This window comes from Rhizobium sullae (genome assembly GCF_025200715.1).
In the GTDB taxonomy this organism is placed as follows: Bacteria; Pseudomonadota; Alphaproteobacteria; order Rhizobiales; family Rhizobiaceae; genus Rhizobium; species Rhizobium sullae.
Window position 1 is genome coordinate 370,233 of sequence record NZ_CP104144.1, and the last position, 19,799, is coordinate 390,031.

18 protein-coding genes are annotated in these 19,799 nt (G+C 61.9%); 14 read left to right on the forward strand and 4 right to left on the reverse strand.

Annotated features, from left to right (window positions below; genetic code table 11):
• Window positions 1–320 precede the first annotated feature (320 nt).
• Window positions 321–782 (reverse strand): winged helix-turn-helix transcriptional regulator, encoded by a 462-nt coding sequence (locus N2599_RS22425; RefSeq protein ID WP_084606607.1) that lies wholly within the window; start codon window positions 780–782, stop codon window positions 321–323.
• 84 nt (window positions 783–866) lie between these two features.
• Between N2599_RS22425 and N2599_RS22430 the strand changes: the two genes are divergently transcribed.
• On the forward strand, window positions 867–1,601 hold the full coding sequence (locus N2599_RS22430) for an SDR family NAD(P)-dependent oxidoreductase (RefSeq protein WP_027512691.1): 735 nt from the start codon (window positions 867–869) through the stop codon (window positions 1,599–1,601).
• A 453-nt stretch (window positions 1,602–2,054) separates the two neighbouring features.
• Here N2599_RS22430 and N2599_RS22435 read toward each other — a convergent pair whose 3' ends face one another.
• Window positions 2,055–2,453 (reverse strand): hypothetical protein, encoded by a 399-nt coding sequence (locus N2599_RS22435; RefSeq protein WP_051336748.1) that lies wholly within the window; start codon window positions 2,451–2,453, stop codon window positions 2,055–2,057.
• Window positions 2,454–2,796: 343 nt separating this feature from the next.
• The gene (locus N2599_RS22440; RefSeq protein WP_027512692.1) at window positions 2,797–5,151 is read right to left on the reverse strand and encodes a helix-turn-helix transcriptional regulator; all 2,355 of its coding nucleotides are present in this window, start codon (window positions 5,149–5,151) and stop codon (window positions 2,797–2,799) included.
• A gap of 135 nt (window positions 5,152–5,286) precedes the next feature.
• Here N2599_RS22440 and N2599_RS22445 point away from each other — a divergent pair, with 135 nt between their 5' ends.
• From N2599_RS22445 to N2599_RS22500, 13 genes are all read left to right on the forward strand, one after another.
• Window positions 5,287–6,315, forward strand: coding sequence for an ABC transporter permease (locus tag N2599_RS22445; protein ID WP_027512693.1), 1,029 nt, complete (start codon window positions 5,287–5,289; stop codon window positions 6,313–6,315).
• Window positions 6,315–7,196 carry an ABC transporter permease gene (locus N2599_RS22450; protein WP_027512694.1) on the forward strand — a complete coding sequence of 294 codons (882 nt, stop codon included), beginning with the start codon at window positions 6,315–6,317 and terminating at the stop codon, window positions 7,194–7,196. Before N2599_RS22445 ends, N2599_RS22450 begins: the two co-directional genes overlap by 1 nt.
• 3 nt (window positions 7,197–7,199) lie before the next feature.
• The gene (locus tag N2599_RS22455) at window positions 7,200–8,843 is read left to right on the forward strand and encodes an ATP-binding cassette domain-containing protein (RefSeq protein ID WP_027512695.1); all 1,644 of its coding nucleotides are present in this window, start codon (window positions 7,200–7,202) and stop codon (window positions 8,841–8,843) included.
• A 13-nt stretch (window positions 8,844–8,856) separates the two neighbouring features.
• Window positions 8,857–10,413, forward strand: coding sequence for a hydantoinase/oxoprolinase N-terminal domain-containing protein (locus tag N2599_RS22460; protein WP_027512696.1), 1,557 nt, complete (start codon window positions 8,857–8,859; stop codon window positions 10,411–10,413).
• Window positions 10,406–11,539, forward strand: coding sequence for an S-methyl thiohydantoin desulfurase family protein (locus N2599_RS22465; protein WP_027512697.1), 1,134 nt, complete (start codon window positions 10,406–10,408; stop codon window positions 11,537–11,539). The genes N2599_RS22460 and N2599_RS22465 overlap by 8 nt, the downstream gene beginning before the upstream one ends.
• Window positions 11,540–11,577: 38 nt before the next feature.
• The gene (locus N2599_RS22470) at window positions 11,578–13,176 is read left to right on the forward strand and encodes an ABC transporter substrate-binding protein (RefSeq protein ID WP_027512698.1); all 1,599 of its coding nucleotides are present in this window, start codon (window positions 11,578–11,580) and stop codon (window positions 13,174–13,176) included.
• Between the two features lie 88 nt (window positions 13,177–13,264).
• A complete protein-coding gene (locus N2599_RS22475; RefSeq protein ID WP_027512699.1) occupies window positions 13,265–14,338 on the forward strand; it encodes an S-methyl thiohydantoin desulfurase family protein in 1,074 nt (357 codons plus the stop codon).
• Window positions 14,338–15,876, forward strand: a complete 1,539-nt coding sequence (locus tag N2599_RS22480) for a hydantoinase/oxoprolinase N-terminal domain-containing protein (protein WP_027512700.1) — start codon at window positions 14,338–14,340, stop codon at window positions 15,874–15,876. The genes N2599_RS22475 and N2599_RS22480 overlap by 1 nt, the downstream gene beginning before the upstream one ends.
• Window positions 15,877–15,947: 71 nt before the next feature.
• Window positions 15,948–16,892: an isoaspartyl peptidase/L-asparaginase family protein gene (locus N2599_RS22485; RefSeq protein ID WP_027512701.1), complete on the forward strand. Its 945-nt coding sequence runs from the start codon at window positions 15,948–15,950 to the stop codon at window positions 16,890–16,892.
• A 73-nt stretch (window positions 16,893–16,965) separates the two neighbouring features.
• Window positions 16,966–17,946: a dipeptidase gene (locus N2599_RS22490; protein ID WP_244914939.1), complete on the forward strand. Its 981-nt coding sequence runs from the start codon at window positions 16,966–16,968 to the stop codon at window positions 17,944–17,946.
• Window positions 17,947–18,070: 124 nt separating this feature from the next.
• Window positions 18,071–18,226: a hypothetical protein gene (locus tag N2599_RS37890; RefSeq protein WP_375714150.1), complete on the forward strand. Its 156-nt coding sequence runs from the start codon at window positions 18,071–18,073 to the stop codon at window positions 18,224–18,226.
• Complete coding sequence (locus tag N2599_RS22495) at window positions 18,226–18,447, forward strand: hypothetical protein (RefSeq protein ID WP_027512703.1); 222 nt, start codon at window positions 18,226–18,228, stop codon at window positions 18,445–18,447. The genes N2599_RS37890 and N2599_RS22495 overlap by 1 nt, the downstream gene beginning before the upstream one ends.
• Window positions 18,440–18,691 (forward strand): hypothetical protein, encoded by a 252-nt coding sequence (locus N2599_RS22500; RefSeq protein WP_027512704.1) that lies wholly within the window; start codon window positions 18,440–18,442, stop codon window positions 18,689–18,691. Before N2599_RS22495 ends, N2599_RS22500 begins: the two co-directional genes overlap by 8 nt.
• Window positions 18,692–18,820: 129 nt before the next feature.
• Here N2599_RS22500 and N2599_RS22505 read toward each other — a convergent pair whose 3' ends face one another.
• Complete coding sequence (locus N2599_RS22505) at window positions 18,821–19,714, reverse strand: methyltransferase domain-containing protein (RefSeq protein WP_051336749.1); 894 nt, start codon at window positions 19,712–19,714, stop codon at window positions 18,821–18,823.
• Between the last annotated feature and the right edge of the window lie 85 nt (window positions 19,715–19,799).

Consider the following 19,799-nt stretch of genomic DNA (forward strand, 5'->3'; position numbering starts at 1 on the left):
AGATTTCCAAATGTTGGGCGAGCACCGAAATGTCTTTTGATTTTGACTTTGAACTTGCGAAAAAAGCGGCGCAAGAACTGCCTCCGTCGCAGAAACAGCCAAAAACGCGTAAGATGTCTCTTCTACAGAGGCTTGGCTTCGCCGCCAACTGTTCCTCACCCGTCTCGCAGCATTCTGAGCACGCATAGAGGGGGTGATGCTCAATGACGCTGTGATACCCCTGTCGTGCAGGCACGACTCTACCGTGCCGACGGTTCAATCCCCATCAAGAGCGACCAGCCCCGCCGTTGTCCGACGTGGCGCAATACCCTGCGAGATTGCTACTCAATTCGCGCCGATTGCCGCGTGGGCTCCGTCCTTCGGCTGTTCAAGGCGTCGCGCTCGGCGAATAGGCGAGTGACTTCGGCCATGTTTTCTGTGCCCCAAGAGCAGAGGGGTACGAGGGCTTCGGCCAAGCTACGGCCCATCGGAGTGAGGCTGTAGTCTACCCGCGGTGGGATCTCTTTGTAGTCGGTCCGCTTCACAAGACCGTCGGCCTCCAACTCCTTGAGCTGCTGGATCAGCATCTTATCACTGACATCGCGCACGGCTCGCCGCAGCGCGCCGTATCGGGTCGGGCCGCCTTGGGCAACGAAATACAGGATCAGCGGTTTCCACTTGCCGGCGATGACCCGCAAAGTCGCGTCGAGACCGCAGGTGAAGCCAAGTAGGGTGGGGGTACAAGTTGCCAGCGGTGGAACCGGCACCAGCGGTGAGGTCGGGTCTGAATTATCTGATGACATTTCTAGGTACTTACCAAAAGGTGCATACTTGTCAATGGGTAGGTATGTCGCCAGCTTAGTGCAATCTCAATGAAGGAGCACATCATGAGCAGGCTACAGGGTAAGACGGCAGTAGTGACGGGAGGCGGAAGCGGCATCGGCCTCGGGGCCGCCAAGCGGTTCATCGAGGAAGGCGCGTTTGTCTACATCTTCGGCCGTCGGCAGGAGACGCTCGATGCTGGCGTGGCGCAGTTGGGGTCCTCGGCGCGCGCCGTCCAGGGCTCGGTGACCGATCTGTCCGACCTCGACCGACTGTATGCGACGATCAAAACCGAACGCGGTGGGCTCGACATTCTACTCGCCAACGCCGGGACTGGGTCGTTCGCACCGCTCGGCGAGATTACGCCCGAGCACTACGACCAGATCTTCGACCTCAATGTGAAGGGTTTGGTGTTCACGGTACAGAAGGCCCTGCCGCTGATGAGGGTGGGGGCGTCGATCATCTTGACCGGTTCAAGCACGGGGGTGATGGGGACGCCGGCGTTCAGCATCTACAGCGCAACCAAGGCGGCCGTCCGAAACCTTGCACGCAGTTGGGCGCTGGACCTGCGTGGCACGGGCATCCGCGTCAATGTGATGTCGCCAGGGCCGATCACGACGGAGCTGGCGCTGGAGGTTTTGGGCGAGGAAGGGATGGAAGCGATTGGGGCGACGACGGTGTTCGGACGCATGGGTGACCCGGCGGAGACGGGGGCGGTGGCTGCCTTCCTGGCATCCTCGGACAGCAGCTTCATGACCGGCGGTGAGGTCTTCGTCGATGGGGGCCTGGCACAAGTCTGACACGCTAGGGACATGAGCGTGAGGGTTTCGAGCTTAAATCGAAGCCCTCACTGGCGGTCTCCATATCCTCGCTGGGGTAACGAAGGCGGTTTATCATGATGGCTAGGTTCGATTCCTATCAAGGCGAGGCATTTCGCAGCGGTATCGGGGTCACTGAAACGGCTGGCAGCGTAACCAAAACCCAGTGCGCGTGGGTACTTCGAGAGGTAGAGACGCCGCCATGTCGTATTTGCATCGACTTCCGTGAGCGCAAGCGACTGTTTGGCGAATGCGGATCGCGAAAACTTGGGCTTTTTCGGCATGCTCAGGCGAACGCGCCTTCACTTATTGCGCGTGCAACTTCAGCCACACGGTCGATCTCGCCTAACCTGATTACCTCAAGTCCGGTTCGCCCGTCCAATCCGTCATGATGCTGCAGGAGAAAGCGATAAACGGCCCACGGCCTATCACCGATCACCCTAACAAGTTGGGGAAAGACCGGGAAGAAGCTCTCCACGCTCGCTGAGTTTGCCAGCGCGGGAAACGAACACCGCGCTTCGGGCCCTCGAGTCCAAGCAATTCATGACACCTTCGCTTGTTGTTCACGGTCTCACGGCTAACCTTGTTCTCGCGAGCGACATCATCAGCGGTCATCATGTCCGGTCCGTTCAGAATATCGGCAACCCGCTCAGAGCCACGTTCTCGTGCCGCTTCCAGCGCAATATCGAGGGCGTCCGCGCACGGTGCAATGCCTTCCATCGCCATATCCGGCACGGAACTGGTCGGCTTGATCACGATCGTCAACCGGACCGACCTTCCCGACGCCTTGGCAGTTTTGGCCGCCTGAAGATATTTTGATGCGACCTCTTCCATCGCGGCCCGCTCTATTTGCCGTCTTTTTCCGGGAGCTAATAGTGTATGGGTGCGACCGATGCGACCAGTCCGCCGCTTTTTCGCGGATCGCAAGCTTGTTGTTTCTTTGGAACGGTCATAGCAGAGTCCTCTGCCGCTAATATCGTCTGGTTCGTCACGTTCGTCACGTTCGTCAAGTTCGTCAATGAGACTTGGCAACGGGCAGGACTTAGCCCTAAAATGAGCGGTCGCCCAAAGGCTTAGCCCTAGGAGCGGTAAAGCGTCGCAGGTTCGATTCCCTTCAAGACCCGGGAGCTCGATCGAAAGTCGGACCAGCAGGTGCGGCCAGTGGAAGGAACTTTCGCTAAAGCCATCCGAGCGCCGTCGCCGCGCGAAGCGCTTCGGCCCGGCGGCTGCAATCCAGCTTCCTGAAAAGATTTCCAAGATGAAATTTCACCGTCACCTCGGAGATACTGAGCGTGTGGGCGATGCGTTTGTTCGACAGTCCGGCAGCAACCAGCTGCAGTATCTGTATCTCGCGCTGCGACAGGCCGCCGTGCAAAGCCCGCGCCTGAGGTGAATTGATCGAGGCAGCAAAGATCGACAGCGCGATGCGGACATCGTGCGAAGTCTCCACAAAAGCCCGGATCCGCTTATTGTTGAGAAGCGGCGACAGGAATATCCGCTCTTCCGACAACACGCCGTTGCAGCCGAGACGCGTCGCTGCCTCCAAGGCGGACAAAAGATGTGTCCGCACAGCGGCATTGTCTCGCCGCTGATAGGCCGCATAGCTTTGCCATAGCTGCAGAGCTACGCGTTCGCGGTTTGTGACCTTCGGGTTTGCGATGAGCGCGTCTATCTGTCGGGGCAGGTAAGCGCGAGGTGCGGCAAGCCGCACGGCATCGCGCAGCCAGGCCATTGCATAGGCGATCTCGTCTCGCCGGACGAGGCGCGTCAGTTCGTCGGTTGCGCTCTCGACCCAGTTGCGCCCCAGCGGCATGCGCACGGCAGTTAAGGTGGCTGCGGCGTCTGTCCACCGGTTGGCATTCTGGTAGGCGATGGCTGTACGGATCTCCATCATCGCATGGAACTGCAATCCTTCTGACAGATGAACCCACAGGCCATCCAGAAAACCCGGCCTGATTGTCATGGCAAAATGATCGCCAAGCACCTGCGAAGCGTAACGCAGGGCAAACTGCATCAGGCTCGGCCAGATCTCTGCGGCAGCAAATGCCTCGAAGTCGTTCTGGACGAACTCCAGCAGATCGCGCGGCCGCCCGGTCTCATAGGCGAGGCAAGCTTCCGCCAGCCGCAGCATGCGAAATTCCTGGATCGCCTCGTGTGGGACCTGTTCGAGCCTGGCACGTGCATCTTTGGCCGCCCGGCGCGCTAGCAGGGCGTCGCCACTCATCAGCCGCAGCACGACCTGGTGCAAATGGATGAAGAACTCCAACAGCGGTTGCCCGCCCCCCTTGTGTAGATAGATGAGCGCCCGTGTCGCGGCGGCCTCGGCCTCGCGAAAATTCCTCCGGCGGATCTCGAACTCGAGGATGGCATTGTAGTATCCCGACCATCGTCCATCGTCGCCGAGCGGATAATCCGCCATGAACTCGCCGAGACGGGTGATCATCGCGTCGCTTGGCGTCAGATCCTCGCTGATCATCAGGTTGAGCCTGAAGGTGCGCGCTGCAAACGAGAACCGCGATCCGAGGGAGAGTACTTTGAGCGGATCGAGGTAATCGTGTCCAAGGTGCTTGGCAACCAGGTGGCGTGTGCGGGACAATTCTCCCTGCTTCATGAGCGTACGGGCGACGGCGAACAGCACCGTCTCGTTGGTGGCGATCGTCGCCTGGGAAAACCGCATGACTATTTTCTGGAACGCATCGACGCTGCTTCGGTAGATCAGTTCCCGACCCTGCGCCCGCTGGAGTATCTGTGCCGCATGCTCCTCGTGTCCGTGGTCGAGCAGCAGGTCCATTGCCGCAAGCGGGCGCCCAGCTCGCTCGAGCGCGGATGCAACGTCTATGACGGCACCGCCGGCGGTGAGCGCGGTCAAGCGCTCGCTGACCGCGACGGCGAGTAGGCGTAGAAGGTCCAAGTGCCGTTCGGGATTATCGCCTAGAAGCGGCGGGAGGAAAGCCTTCCAATCGCCCGCGGACGCCACCGAGGGTGCCTCCAGCCAGATCGACAGTTCGGCCGTCTGGGCCGGAGACAGGGATGAGAGGAAGGCCTCGCGCAGATAATCGACACAGGCGGCATCATCTGGCCGCGCCGCGATCGGCAGAAAGGCCGGCCATCCCGCGTAATCCTGCAAAAGGCGCCGCTTGTGTGAGACGGCCAAGGTTGCGAGTTCGTCCTCGGCAAACACCGCGTGGGTAGCGTCATATGTAACCGCACCCTGATGCATGATGCGGCGTGCCATGCCGCTGATCCGCTGTTCCGGCCGACAAGCGATCAACACCGATCGCGTGGCTTCCAGAACCTGGCTGGAAAGCCTGGCAGACCGCGCCGTGACGGGGACGTCCCAGATCAGCCATCCGTCGTCGACGTCCTCCATGCGCGGCTGGTATGCCGTGCAGACAGGCTTGTCGAGATGCTCTGCCACCATGCGGAGCAGCGCGGATTTGCCGGCCCCGGCCGGCGCACGGAGAAAGATCAGACCGGCGGTTTCGTCGGCGATGCGGCGCACGAGCTGAGGGCGAGGCAACAGGGACTGCATAACCATCCGTAGCCTGAAACTCGCCAATAACCTATACCATGCCGCTTAAAAACTATACTTAGGAGCGGTTGTCGCCGACGCTGCGGTGGGAAATGCTGGATCTCAGGCAAGTGATGCACGAGGACCTCTCCGCCGATGCAGCAACATCCACTGGTCGCAATTCTCATCCGCATCGGCACATTCGTGCTGGTGATGATTGCGCTCTCGATCATGATTTTCGTTCTGGCGCGGGTCGTCCCCGGTGATCCGGCGCGTATGGCTCTAGGGCCGTCCGCTACGCCGGAGCAGGTTCAGGCCGTGCGTCTCCAGATGGGTCTCGACAAGCCACTGGTGGTTCAATACCTCGACTATGCGGGCAAGGCGTTGCGGGGCGATCTCGGCATGTCGCTGGTCTCTCAAAGGCAGGTCATTACCGACCTTGGCCAGACCGTGCCTGCAACGCTGGAACTTGTCCTCCTATCCGTCGTCTTCATGTTCGTGGTAGCCGTCCCGCTTGGCGTGGTGATGGCGCATTCCCGCGATCGCGCCATTGATCATGTCGGACGCCTGCTTTCCCTGACCGGCGTGATCATACCGAGCTTTCTGTTTGCGATCACTCTGCAGCTGATAGCGGCGCGTCTCCGGTCCGGCTGGCCGATCATCGGCCGGCTCGATCACGACATGAGCTGGGCCGGCGGCCCGACGGGTCTGCTGCTGCTCGACGGGATTCTGGCGGGCCGGCTCGACGTCACTCTCAATGCACTGCAGCATCTCATCCTGCCGGCCTTTGCGCTGTCGATGGCGGGCATCGGCCAGGTCACCCGCATCACCCGCTCGGCGATGATCGAGAACCAGCGCAAGGACCACGTGCTGACCCTCAAAAGTTTCGGCGTGCCGGAACGGGTCATCATCTTCAAGTACCTGCTGAAACTGTCATCGATTGCGCCGCTGACGATCATGGGGCTCGAATTCGCCTCGCTGATCGGCAATGCCTTCGTCATCGAAATGGTCTTCGCCTGGGGTGGCTTTGCCTCCTACGGCCTGACCTCGGTCCTTCAAAAGGATTTGAACGCGGTTACGGCCGTCGTCCTGGTCGCCGGCCTGTTCTTCATCATTGCGAACCTCATCGTCGATATCCTCATCACGATCATCGACCCGCGCCTGCGCCGCAAGGAGGCACGTTGATGACCGATATGAAAATGCTCGACACGTCCGATCGCGGGCTCAGCGCCAGCTACATGATGTGGTATCGTTTCAGCCGCAATCCGGCTGCTGTGATAGGCACCCTGATCATTCTCTCCGTGCTCGTGCTTGCCGCCTTCGCGCCCTGGGTGACGCCCTATCCCAAGCACGTGGGCGCTATGGTCGATTTCCGCGCGCGGCACCTGCCGCCGGACATTGCGCACTGGTTCGGGACCGACAAGGCAGGCCGCGACATCTTCTCGCGGACGATCTTCGGCCTGCGTATCTCGCTTCTGCTGGTGGTTGGCGTGCTCGGCATCTCCGTGCCGGTCGGCGCCGTCCTCGGCCTGATGGCAGGCTATTTCGGCGGCTGGGTCGAGAGGCTGATCAGCGGCCTGACGAACGTCATGCTGGCCATGCCTCCGCTTGTCATGGCTTTGGCGGTCTCGAACCTGCTCGAGCCGAACCTTATGAACGCCATGATCGCCATCACTCTTCTGTGGTGGACCTGGCACGCACGGCTGATCTACACAGTCTCAAAGTCAATCGCATCGGAAGACTATATCGAGGCGGCACGCCTCGCAGGCGCCGGCCCGGTACATATCCTGTTTCGGGAAATCCTGCCGAACTGCATCCCCGTCATCTCCGTCAAGACGACGCTCGATGCCGCCTTCGTCATCCTGTTCGGCGCGACGCTGAGCTTCCTCGGCTTCGGCGTCAAGCCTCCGACCCCTGACCTCGGGTCGATGGTCGCGGACGGACGGCAGTTCATGCCCGACTACTGGTGGGAGGTTCTCTGCCCCGGCCTCGCTGTCCTCTACGTGACGCTCGGTTTCAACCTGCTGGGCGACGGCCTGCGCGACATGTTCGACGTGGAGAACTGAGTGATGACCGAACCGCTTCTCAAGGTGGAAAACCTCACCGTCTCCTTCACCACCTATGGACGCACGCGGCAGGTCCTGAACGATGTCGGATTTTCAGTCGCGGCCGGCGAGCGCGTTGCGCTCATCGGCGAGACGGGATCCGGCAAGTCGATCACCGCCAAGGCGATCATCGGAACGCTGCCGAAAAATGCAGCCATCTGCTCGGGCTCGATTTCGTTCGGCGGCCGCGATGTCCTTCCCATGTCGCGCGGCGAGCGCGAAAGCCTGAAGGGCAGCGCTTTTTCGCTGATCATGCAGGACCCGCTGTCGTCGTTCAATCCGGTCTTCAAGATCGCCACCCATCTCGATGACGTGATGCGGTTTGCCGACAAGCGCGACGGCAAGTCTTCGTCCAAGACAGAGCGCCGCACCCGCATTGCGGCCGTGCTGCGCCGCGTGCAACTGGCCGACACCGACCGGGTGATGAATGCCTACCCGTCCGAACTCTCCGGCGGCATGCGGCAGCGTGTCCTGATCGGACTTGCGCTTCTGCACCAGCCCAAGCTGCTGATCGCCGACGAACCGGGCACGGCGCTCGACGTCACCACCCAGGACGAGATCCTCAATCTCATCAACCAGCTGGTGGTCGAGGAGAACATGGCTCTCCTGATGATCACCCACAACCTCGGCGTGGTGCGCAAGGTCGCCGACCGGGTCGTCGTCATGCACCATGGCGACATCGTCGAAACCGGTCCATGCGCCGAGATCCTGTCCAGCCCGAAGCAGCCCTATACCCTATCGCTGCTCGATGCGGTGCCGGCCCTTTACGGCCCCCGCGTGATCGACCTGCCGCAGAGCACCCGCTTGCCGATCATCAGGGTAGAGAAACTGAACAAGATTTTCGGCCGCCGCAATGGTTACCATGCCGTGCGCGACGTTGATCTCATCCTACGGGAGGGCGAAGTCTTCGGCCTTGCCGGCGAATCCGGCTCCGGAAAGACCACCGTTGCCCGGATCATCATGGAACTCTCCAGGCCAACGAACGGGCGCGTCACGATCAATGCCCCACCCGCGAAGGGCAACCGCCTGACGCAGATCGTCTATCAGAACCCCGGCACCTCGCTAAACCCGAAGCGCACGGCAAGGCAGACGTTGAGCGTGCCGCTGAAGTCGATCGGGCTCAATGGGGCCGCGCGCGAAGCGCGGATGAACGAGCTGATGGATCTGGTGCGCCTGCCGCAATCCTATCTCGGCAAATACCCGCATGAGCTTTCAGGCGGCCAGAAGCAGCGTGTGGCGATTGCCCGGGCGCTCGCGGCGGAACCGAAAATCCTGATCCTCGACGAGCCGACGGCGGCGCTCGACGTTTCGGTGCAAAAGACGGTGATCGAGCTGCTTTTGCAACTGCGCAAGGATCTCGGCCTTACCTACCTGATGATCAGCCACGACCTGTCGCTGATGCGGAATTTCTGTTCGCGCATCGCCGTCATGCTGCGCGGCGAGATCGTCGAGGAGGGGCCGACCGCGCAGGTCTTTGCCGAACCCAAACATCCCTACACACGCGCGCTAATCGCTGCGATCCCGGTCGTCAGTGACGAGGAGGAGCGCCTGAAACCTGTCGTGACCGAGGAAGAGCGCATGCGCTTTCTCGTCAAGACGACTGATTGAAGAGGAGCCTGAGGTGTATCGGGTTGGAATTGACGTCGGCGGCACGAATACGGATGCCGTTGTCCTGCACGCGAAAAAGGTTCTGGCGGGGGTTAAGGCTTCCACCACCGAGGATGTGACGTCAGGCGTAATCGAGGCGCTGGAGGCGGTGATCACGGCTTCCGGCATCGACCGGCAGCGGATCGCTGCCGTGATGATCGGCACCACGCATTTCACCAATGCGGTCATCGAGCGCCGTCATATGGAGGAAGTTGCCGCGATCCGGCTCGGCCTGCCGTCGGGCGCCGGGCTGCCGCCCATGGTCGACTGGCCGGACGATGTACGCGAGATCGTCGGCAATCACGGTTATCAGGTCCGTGGCGGCTACGAGTTCGATGGGCGCGAGCTTTCGCCTCTCGACGAGGATGAGATTGTCCGCATTGCCGGTGATATCCGTGCCAAGGGTCTGAAGGCAGCTGCCGTCACCTGCGTCTTCAGTGGCATCAACGATGCGATGGAGGTCCGCACCAAGGACATCCTGCAGCAGCATTGCCCCGGCCTGCCGGTGGTGATGTCGAAGGATATCGGCCGTCATGGTCTTCTGGCGCGCGAAAGCGCGGCGATCATGAACGCCAGCCTGCTGTCGTTGGCCGACCGCACGGTCGCCGCTTTCGGCAAGGCGCTGGTTGCCGCTGGCATCACCTGCCCTTTCTACATCACCCAGAATGACGGGACGCTGATGGCTGCCGATGTCGTGCGTGCCTTCCCGGTCCTCACCTTCGCGTCCGGCCCAACGAATTCGATGCGTGGCGCCGCCTTCCTCACCGGCATCAAAGATGCGGTGGTCGTCGATGTGGGCGGCACGACGTCGGACGTCGGCTCGCTGTCGCACGGCTTTCCACGCCAGGCATCGATGACGGTCGATATCGGCGGCGTGCGGACCAATTTCCGCATGCCCGACGTATTTTCGATCGGGCTGGGCGGCGGCTCTCTGGTCGTCCAGTGCGATAACGGCATTGTCGTCGGGCCGAAATCGGTCGGTTACCGGCTCCGCCAGGACGCCTTGTGCTTCGGCGGCAAGACATTGACCGCGACCGATATCGCCGTTGCCTCGGGCAAGGCCGATGTCGGTGAGAAGGCCTTCGTAACAAGCCTTGCCAGGCCTCTGGTCGATGCTGCTGCCGCGAAGATCAATGCCATGCTGGAAGCCTGCGTTGAGCGCAGCCGCATTTCCTCGACGCCAGTTCCAGTGATTGCCGTCGGCGGTGGTTCGATTCTGATGCCCAACCGCATCGGTGAGCTGGACGTCATTCGCCCGGAAAATTTCGCCGTTGCCAACGCGGTCGGCGCTGCGATCGCGCAAATCAGCGGCGAGACCGACCGTGTCTTCTCGCTGATCGATGGGCGGACCCGCGAAAGCGCCCTGGCCGTGGCCGAGGCGGAAGCCCGGGAGAAAGCGATTGCCGCCGGCGCATTGGCCGAAACACTCGAGGTCATCGAGCGCGAGGACACGCCGCTGGCCTACCTGCCGGGCAATGCCACCCGCATTCATGTGAAAGTCGTCGGAGAAATGGGAGGCCACGATGCCTGAGGCGCGCAAGCTGAAATACGACGAGGCTGCCGTGCGCACGCTGACGGTGGAAGATCTCGATGCATTGGAAATCGGTGCCGGTATTCTCGGCACGGGCGGCGGCGGCAATCCCTATCAGGGCAAGCTGCTGGCGCTTGAGGCGATGAAGGCCGGATACGAGATGAAGGTGCTGGCCACCGACCAGATCGAGCCGGATGCGCTCTGCATGTCGATCGGCGGCATCGGTGCACCGGTGGTCGGCGTCGAACGATTGCGTGAGGGGCGCGAAGGATTGCGCTGTCTGCGGGCGATGGAAGATCTGATCCGCGCGCCGATCGACGCGATGGTATGCGAGGAAATCGGTGGCGCCAATGCCATCAACCCGCTCGTGACCGCGGCACTCGGCGGGCTGCCTATTCTCGATTGCGATGGAATGGGACGCGCCTTTCCCGAAATGCAGATGACCACCTTTTCCATCTACGGTCACAGCTCGACGCCGTCTGTGATGTGCGACCTGCATGGCAATGTCGTGATCTTCAGCCATGCCGTTTCCGAGGTCTGGCACGAACGCATGGCGCGTGCCTGCGTGGTGGCGCAGGGCGGCGGCGCGATGCTGGCGACGGCACCGATGCAGGCGCATTTTGTGCATCGCTACGGCATTCCGAAAAGCTATACCAAGGCGATTGCCATCGGCGAGGCGGTCATCAAGGCCCGCAAGGTGCAGGAGGATCCGATTGCCGCTGTCTGCGCACTCGAGGGCGGCCGCCGCATCTTCAACGGCAAGATCACCGATCTGAAGCGCCATCTGCGCGGCGGCTTTGCCGTCGGCGACCTCGAACTTGCAGGTTTCGACGATTGTGTCGGCCAGACCGCCGGCGTCGCAATCCAGAACGAATTCCTGATCTTCCGGCGGAACGGCAAGGTCGAAGTCACCGTGCCCGACCTGATCGTGCTGCTCGATGTCGATACGGGCTACCCGATCACTACGGAAATGCTGCGCTACGGCCAGCGGGTCGCGGTTCTGGCGGTCCCCTGCCACGATCTCTTGCGCAGCGCCCAGGCGCTCGAAGTCGTCGGACCGAAAGCCTTCGGCTACCCGGAAATCACCTTTTCGCCGCTGCCACCCGCAGTGCGCCAGGCTGCCTAACCATAAGCGGACGTGTCCGCATCACGAGAGGAACTCGCATGAAAGCCTATTCCAAGACTTCCCGCATCGCCGCACTTGCGCTCGGCACCGGCATGGCCCTGCTGATGAGTTCGGCAGCGGCGTTCTCGGCCGACGACAAGGTATCGATCGCCGTCAACACGATGCAGATCTTCAGCTCGCTCGATCCGGCCAAGGTTACGGACTACACCGGCTACATGGCGATCGTGAACATGTATGACGGCCTGACCACGGTCAGCCCATCGGGCGAGATCGTCCCGCATCTCGCCAAATCCTGGGACATTTCCAGCGACGGCCTGAGCTATACGTTCCACTTGCGCAACGACGTGAAATTCCAGGACGGCACGCCAGTCAAGGCGTCCGATCTGGTCTGGTCAGTGCAGCGCCTACTCGGCATCAACAAGGGTCCCTCGAACCTGATCGTCGGACTGATCAAGCCGGAAAACGTCGCGGCGCCTGACGATGTTACCTTCAGTGTCAAGCTAGATCGCCAGTTCTCGCCGTTCATGTCGATCACGCCGCTGTTCATGGCACTGAACCAGAAACTGATCGAAGGCAATACCCAGGCCGAGGACAAGTGGGGCGAAGCCTATGTCGGCGAGCACTCTGCCGGCTCCGGTCCCTACAAGCTGGCCAGCTACAACCGTTCGGCCGACATGGTCATTGCGCGCAATGCCGACTACTTCCGCGGTTGGACCAGGGGCAAGCCGATCGACGAAGTCCGCTTCGTCCAGACCAGCGACGACGCGACAGTGAAGGCGCTGGCCGAGAAGGGCGAGCTCGGCCTGTCCTCGCACGGACTCGGCAACGATACCTATGAAGCGATCGGCAAGATGCCGGGCTACAAGCTGATCCAGACCCGCACGGCCGGCGGCTTTGTCATTAAGCTCAACACCAAGGTTGCCCCGACCGACGACGTCCATGTGCGCCGCGCCATTGCCTATGCGACCGACTACAAGACCATTCAGGACGTGATCTATCCTGGCACGGACATGACCGGCCCGCTTTCGACCGCCTTCAAGGACGCTCATAACGACGGTGTCGAGCCGGGCGTCTTCGACCTCGAAAAGGCCAAGGACGAGCTGGCAAAGTCGAAATATGCCGGCCAGAACATCACGCTGGTAAATAGCTACGTCGCTTCGCTCGCCTTCGAGGCGGAAGTGGCGCTGCTGATGCAGGCCAATCTCGAGCAGATCGGCATTACGCTCGATATCAAGCCGGAGCCGTGGAACCGCATCGTCGAGCTGTCATCCAAGCCGGAAACCACGCCGGCCTCGACGCAGGTCAATATCTCGCCGAGCTATCCGTCGCCGGATTCGATGTTCTACAACCAGTATCACTCCAGGGCCTCCGGCACCTGGATGTCGATGGAATGGCTGCAGAACCCGGAAATCGACGCGCTGATCGACAAGGCCAGAGGCGAGACCGACATTTCAGCACAGACCGCCATCTACAAGGAAATGCAGGCAAAGCTCGCCGAACTGCAGCCTGACGTCTGGGCCGTTTCGCCAAACCGCCGTTACGGCGCCAGCAAATGCCTGAAGGGCTACGAGTTCATCCCCATGCAGAGCTGGGACCTGAACTTCTCCAACTTCCATTGGGACTGCAAAGCGAATTGAGCCACTTGCGTCACATCAGAAACCGGCCCGCATCTGTGCGGGCCGGCAAGGCCAGCCATGCCGAACAGCTACTGCCGATAGGTGAAACATGCTTCAGGAATTTCCCGAGGAAAATATCGAACCGCTCGCGACGGGCGCTTGGATACTGGGCACCGGGGGTGGCGGAAATCCGTATATTTCGACGCTCAATCTTCGACGTCTCTACGCCGAGGGTCGACGCGTCCAGATCATGGATCCGATGGACCTCGCGGATGACGACATGGTGGCCGTCGTTTCCAAGATGGGTGCACCTCTGGTCGGACAGGAACGCCTTAGCGATCCCATCCACCTGGCACGCGCGGTTGAGGTCATGGAGGATTATCTCGGCAAGCCTTTCCGCGCCATCATGAGCGTCGAGATCGGTGGCTCGAATGCGCTGTCGTCCTTACTCGCCGGTGCGATGCTCGACCGCCCGGTCGTCAATGCGGACGCCATGGGCCGCGCCTATCCCGAGGCGCAGATGACATCATTTGCAATCGGCAACCTGCCGATGTTTCCGCTATCGCTCGTTGACATCCGTGACAACGAGGTCATCGTCACCCGGGCCGCCTCGTGGAAATGGATGGAGCGCATCTCGCGAAAAGTCTGCACGGAAGTCGGCTCTACGGCCGCCACCTGCAAGGCGCCGCGCACCGGCCGTGAGGTCAAGGATTGGGGCATCCACTATACCGTCACGAAGGCGACCGAGCTCGGTCGTGCCGTGATCGAAGCGCGCGCCCGCCACGACGATCCGGTCAAGGCGGTTCTCGATCACGAAGGCGGCAAGCACCTGTTTCGCGGCAAGATCATCGATGTCGTCCGCGAAACAACCGGCGGCTTCCTTCGCGGTAAGACGGTGATCGAGGGCATCGAGGCAGACAGGGGCTCTCGCATGGAGCTGGCATTCCAGAACGAATGGGCCGTGGCCTTCCGCGACGGCTATCCCGTCGCCATGACGCCCGACCTGCTGTGCCTGCTCGACACGGTGTCCGGCAGCGCCATTGGCACCGAATCCGTTCGCTATGGGCAGCGCACCACGGTTGTCGCCCTGCCGGCACCGGAGCTGCTAACCTCGCTTGCGGGGATTGCTGCCGTCGGGCCTCGCGCCTTTGGTTACAACATAGATTTCAAATCGGTATTCTAATGAAACGCATCGGCATTGACGTAGGCGGCACCAATACGGACGCCGTCCTGATCGACGGCGACACGATCCTCTCCTCAATCAAGGTTCCGACCACGCAGGACGTGATGTCCGGTGTGAAGGCGGCCCTGGCCCATGTCTCCGGCTATGTCGGCCCGATCGATCGGCCGGTCGACGCCGTGATGATCGGCACGACGCATTTCACCAACGCGGTCGTCGAACGTGCTCGCCTGGAGCGTGTCGCGGCAATCCGCATTGCGCTGCCGAGCGGCTCCTCGCTGCCACCGATGTGCGATTGGCCGGAAGACCTGCTCGCGGCGGTCGATCCGCTGATCTTCATGGTGCATGGCGGCCACGAATATGACGGCAGCCCGCTCGTTCCGATGATCCCCGACGAGATCCGCGAGGCGGCGATGAAGATCCGAGATGCCGGCATCACTTCGATCGCCATTTCGGCGACTTTCTCGCCGCTGACGACCGAATGCGAGGTAAGCGCCGCGGAGATCGTCCGGTCAGTCATCCCGAATGCTCGCATCACCCTGTCGCACACGCTCGGCCGCATCGGTCTGCTAGAACGCGAGAACGTCGCGCTTCTGAACGCGGCGCTGCAGTCGCTGGGCAAGACCACCGTCCAGGCGTTTTCCGACGCGCTGCGGGAGGCCTCGATCGCCGCTCCTTTTTTTCTTACCCAGAACGACGGCACCGTGGCGCTGGCCGATGTGGCAGCGTCAAACCCGGTACACAGCTTCGCCTCCGGCCCGACCAACTCCATGCGGGGTGCGGCTTTCCTCACCGGCTTGAGCGATGCAATGGTCATCGACGTCGGCGGAACGACATCCGATATCGGTTGCCTGGTCGGCGGTTTCCCACGCGAGGCGAACAATATCGTGCATGTCGGCGGGGTGCGCACTCTGTTCCGCATGCCCGATCTCCTGCCGATCGCGCTTGGCGGCGGCACCATCATCGATCCGGAAACCGGCAAGATCGGCCCGCGTTCGGTCGGATACCGCATCCTCAGCGAAGCGCGCGTATTTGGCGGCAGCACGCTGACGACATCGGACGTTGCGGTGGCGGCGGGGCTGATCGAAATGGGTGACCGCGACCGGGTGAAGGATCTCAATCCGAGCTTCGTTGAGGCAAGTCTTGCCCGCATCCGCGACATGGTGGCGGACAGTTTCGACCAGATGAAAACATCTGCAGAGGACGTGCCGCTGGTCGCCGTCGGGGGCGGCGCCTTCCTCATTCCCGAGCAGATCGCCGGCGCCTCGGAGGTGCTTCGTGTCGAGAATGCCGGCGTGGCCAACGCGCTCGGCGCTGCGATGGCACAGGTATCGGGCGAGGTCGATCAAGTATTTTCGGGTGTCAGCCGCGACGAGGCACTGACCACCGCGGAAGCCGAAGCGCAGAATGCAGCCGTCGCCTCCGGTGCCGGGCGCGATAGCCTCAAGACGCTCGAAGTCGAAGACATTCCGATCGCCTATTTGCCGGGCGGCGCTCGGCGTGTACGCGTGCGGGTGATTGGTGATATCGCCTTCAACTAAAGGAGCGCCGTTCATCTGGACAGGCCTTTACATCGGCCTCGGAAGCGGGGCTTTCGAGATCGGAGCGGGACATGACGAAGATCGCACTGGCCATTCACGGCGGATGCGGAGTGATGCCGGAAGACAGCATGAGCGCGCAAGACTGGGCGGCCGCACGCAATGATATCGCCGCAGCTCTGCGCGCCGGATACGCCGTGCTTGCCAGCGGTGGCCGGGCGATCGATGCGGTCGAGGCCGCCGTCGTCGTGATGGAGAACAGCGCGCAGTTCAATGCAGGTCATGGCGCAGCGCTCAACGAAAACGGCGTCCACGAACTCGATGCCTCGATCATGGACGGCGAGACGCTGGCCTCCGGGGCGATCAGCGCCGCGCGAACCATCCGCAATCCGGTGAAGGCGGCCCGCGCCCTGATGGAGGACGGCCGCGCCATGTTCCTGACGGCAGGTGCCGCAGACATGTTTGCTAAGGCCAAGGGTCTGGACATCGAACCGCAATCCTATTTCACCACCCGGAAGCGACAGGACGCGCTGGCAGCGATGAAGGCGCATGCGACGGCGGGAACGGAAGGGACGGAAAACGAGAAGCATGGCACGGTCGGTGCGGTCGCACTCGACGCGGCAGGCCATCTCGCCGCAGCGACCTCCACAGGCGGTTACACGAACAAGCCCGACGGCAGGGTGGGTGACAGCCCGGTCATCGGCGCGGGCACCTATTCGCGCGACGGCATCTGCGCAGTCTCGGGCACCGGCAAGGGCGAATTCTTCATTCGTTATGTCGTGGGGCACGAAATTGCCTCGCGCATCGCCTATCTTGGGGAGGACCTTGCCACGGCCTCGGACATCGTCATCAACCGCTGCCTCGCGCCGCACCAGATCGGCGCGGGCCTTGTCGCTGTCGACGCCGAGGGCGCAATCAGTGCACCCTTCAATACACCGGGCATGTTCCGGGGCTGGGTGACGCCTGAAGGCAAGGCATTCGTCGCCACGCACAAGACAATCCACGAAATCGTACTTTAAGTAGGTTCGCGTGACCGAACCAACGACTCCCGTTCCGGTATTCGACGGGCACAACGATATTCTTTCCCGCTTGATGCGCGAGGGCCGCGAAGCTGCGGAAGCGCGCTTTCTGAACGGCCAGCCGGGCGTACATATCGATCTTCCCCGGGCGCGCCAGGGCGGGCTTGCCGGCGGACTTTGCGCCGTCTACGTCCCCTCGCCGGGTCGGGACCTCGACGCCAACGGCGATCTGCCAAGCGTTGACCGCCAGAGCGCACTCGACCAGACGATCGCGCAGGCAGCTCTTTTGCGAAGCATCGAAGCGCAATCGGAGGGAGGCTTCAAGATCTGCATCTCCGCCAGCGAAATCCGCGCGGCCATGGCGGCAGACCGTTTCGCAGCGATCTTCCATATCGAGGGCATCGAGGCCGCGGGAGCGGATCTCGACCTCATTCCGGTACTGCATGCTGCGGGCTTGCGAACGCTCGGCCCGGTCTGGAGCCGTCCGAATATCTTTGCCCATGGCGTTCCCTTCCGCTTCGGCCAAGCCCCCGATATCGGACCGGGACTGACCGAGGCAGGCCGCGATCTGGTGCGGCTGTGCAATCGGCTGAAGATAATGGTCGACCTGTCGCATATGAACGATGCCGGCTTCTGGGACATAGCGAAGATCTCCGATGCACCGCTGGTCGCCTCCCATTCGAATGCGTTTGCGATCTGCCCGCACAGCCGCAATGTGACCGATGCCCAGCTCGACGCCATCCGCGATACGGGCGGGTTGATCGGTCTGAACTTCGGCGTGAAATTCCTGCATCCCGAGGGTAGGCCGGATACAGAATTGGACCTTTTGGTCATGGTCCGTCACGTCGACTATCTGGTCGAAAAAGTGGGGATCGATCATGTCGCGCTCGGCTCCGATTTCGACGGCACGTTGATCTCGAGGAAGATCGGCGACGTTACTGGTCTGCCACGGCTCATGGCTGCACTGCGGGAGGCGGGTTACGACGACGAGGCTCTGGTCAAGATAGCACATCGCAACTGGATCTCCGTGCTGGAGCGAACCTGGGGCACGTAAACTTAGGCCACAGACCACGGCCCTTGCGATCGCCGCCCGCTCCAGCGGTGGCCGAACTACACGAAAGGTATGCCTTCAAGCTCGCCGGAGCCAGGAGGTCGTTCCCTTCGATGTCGCGGACCAGATCGCCTTCACTGGCAAGCTCATATCCGGCGCGCTTGTCACCAGCCATTTCCGGGGCGGGTTGTCGCGTGCAACCAATTTCCATTTGGAGATCAACGGCAGCAGAGGAGACTTGTTGCTCACAAGCCCCGTCGGGGCCTGGGTGGATTCAAGCTAATGGGGGCGCAAGCCGGCGAGCAGCTCCACCCCATCTCCGTTCCGGACGACTTCGGTTCCGATGACAACGTCCTGACCGGCAATGTCAGGAAGCTCTACGAACTTTTCGCGTCCGACATGACGGCGGGAACCCGCCACAGTCCGACGTTCGAGGACGCGGTCAAACTGCATCGGCTGATCAATGCGATCGAGCAGAGCGGCGGAGTGTCACGAAATGTCTGAGACGATGCGGGCGCTGGTGATGTACGCCCCTGGCGGACCTGAAGTGTTGCAAGTTCGCACGATCACTAAGCCAAAGATCGAGAGGCCATCAGACGTTCTTGTCAGAATTCGTGCCGCCGGAGTGAACCCGGCGGACTGGCAGAACAGGAAAAGCGGCCAGAGGCACGATCCCCGTGCCGAAACGGGGTCGCCGACAGGGGATCTCCCGGACATTGAGATGCTGGAAGACGCGGGGCTAATTTAATCGGCACATGGTCGAACAGGCGGCCACTTTGGACGACGAGGTCGTTGATCAGAGTTCCTTCGACGGGGAGTGAGGGCCGGAACAATCGGTACATAAGGCTTTTGGCTGCCGGCAGGAAACCGTCAGTCGTCACGTTCCGCAGGACGGCCCTTCGTCGTCCGTATGCGCCGGCATTGCCCGGATGTAACGGAGGCCCTTGGTCCCGACGTCACCGATCGCGACGATTTCAAACCCGGCCTCAGTGAGAAGCGCACCGATCGCCTGCATGTCGACATGTCCGTGTCGGTGGAGGGTCGGCAATCTCGACCTCCGCGCCGGCTTGCCGAAGTCAATCAGCAACAAACGGCCTTCCGGCCTGAGGACGCGGCGCGCTTCGCGGGCGAAGGCTGCTCGAGCACGCTTTGGCAAATGGTGGAGCATGAGCGTGCCGGTGACGACGTCAAACCGGGCATCATCGAACGGCAACGTCTGGGCCGCTCCGTGCACGAAGGTGACATCAAGCTGCACTCTTTGTGCCTTCGCCTTCGCTCGCGCGACCATCTCCGCCGAGGCGTCGAGCCCGGTCACGCGGCCGGTTGGTCCAACCTGACGTTTCGCCGCGATCGCCAGCGTCCCGGTCCCGCAGGCGACATCGAGCACGATTTCTCCCGGCCGGAGCCCCGCTAGGCGCAGCATTGAAGTGCGAAACCGACCCTCGCGCCCGAGCGTCAGCATGCGGGCGAGCAGATCGTAGGTGGCCGCTCCGTGTAGGACGATTCCAATCGCGTTGCCGTGTTCGTCGTCGCTGCGGCCTCCTACAAGGCTTTGCCGTCGGCCGCGTCCCCAGATTACCAGGGCCAACAGGGCGGTCAGAACGACGCCGTGGAACACGAACACCGAGGCACCAGCGCTTAGATATCCGGCTCCAAGCCACAGCAACGTCATCAACCCTGCGATCAACGACAGCTTCGCTGCGACGACCATGATGATCAGGCTTCTGCGGGAAGGCGAACCCACTCCGGCGTTGCGACCAAATCCGTGCATGAGAGGCAGCCTCCGTGGTGACAAAAGCGCGCCGCAAAGGCGCTGTAAACTTTCGGGACAGGTCGTATCATGCTGGACACGATGT

Excerpts from the sequence above, each read along its gene's own strand:
- N2599_RS22475 (WP_027512699.1), top strand. The coding sequence starts at position 13,265 with ATGCTTCAGGAATTTCCCGAGGAAAATATCGAACCGCTCGCGACGGGC.
- N2599_RS22495 (WP_027512703.1), top strand. The coding sequence starts at position 18,226 with ATGGGGGCGCAAGCCGGCGAGCAGCTCCACCCCATCTCCGTTCCGGAC.
- N2599_RS22430 (WP_027512691.1), top strand. The coding sequence starts at position 867 with ATGAGCAGGCTACAGGGTAAGACGGCAGTAGTGACGGGAGGCGGAAGC.
- N2599_RS22500 (WP_027512704.1), top strand. The coding sequence starts at position 18,440 with ATGTCTGAGACGATGCGGGCGCTGGTGATGTACGCCCCTGGCGGACCT.
- N2599_RS22465 (WP_027512697.1), top strand. The coding sequence starts at position 10,406 with ATGCCTGAGGCGCGCAAGCTGAAATACGACGAGGCTGCCGTGCGCACG.
- N2599_RS22425 (WP_084606607.1), bottom strand. The coding sequence starts at position 782 with ATGTCATCAGATAATTCAGACCCGACCTCACCGCTGGTGCCGGTTCCA.
- N2599_RS22445 (WP_027512693.1), top strand. The coding sequence starts at position 5,287 with ATGCAGCAACATCCACTGGTCGCAATTCTCATCCGCATCGGCACATTC.
- N2599_RS22490 (WP_244914939.1), top strand. The coding sequence starts at position 16,966 with ATGCGCGAGGGCCGCGAAGCTGCGGAAGCGCGCTTTCTGAACGGCCAG.
- N2599_RS22480 (WP_027512700.1), top strand. The coding sequence starts at position 14,338 with ATGAAACGCATCGGCATTGACGTAGGCGGCACCAATACGGACGCCGTC.
- N2599_RS22435 (WP_051336748.1), bottom strand. The coding sequence starts at position 2,453 with ATGGAAGAGGTCGCATCAAAATATCTTCAGGCGGCCAAAACTGCCAAG.
- N2599_RS22440 (WP_027512692.1), bottom strand. The coding sequence starts at position 5,151 with ATGCAGTCCCTGTTGCCTCGCCCTCAGCTCGTGCGCCGCATCGCCGAC.
- N2599_RS22505 (WP_051336749.1), bottom strand. The coding sequence starts at position 19,714 with ATGCACGGATTTGGTCGCAACGCCGGAGTGGGTTCGCCTTCCCGCAGA.
- N2599_RS22470 (WP_027512698.1), top strand. The coding sequence starts at position 11,578 with ATGAAAGCCTATTCCAAGACTTCCCGCATCGCCGCACTTGCGCTCGGC.
- N2599_RS22485 (WP_027512701.1), top strand. The coding sequence starts at position 15,948 with ATGACGAAGATCGCACTGGCCATTCACGGCGGATGCGGAGTGATGCCG.
- N2599_RS22450 (WP_027512694.1), top strand. The coding sequence starts at position 6,315 with ATGACCGATATGAAAATGCTCGACACGTCCGATCGCGGGCTCAGCGCC.
- N2599_RS22455 (WP_027512695.1), top strand. The coding sequence starts at position 7,200 with ATGACCGAACCGCTTCTCAAGGTGGAAAACCTCACCGTCTCCTTCACC.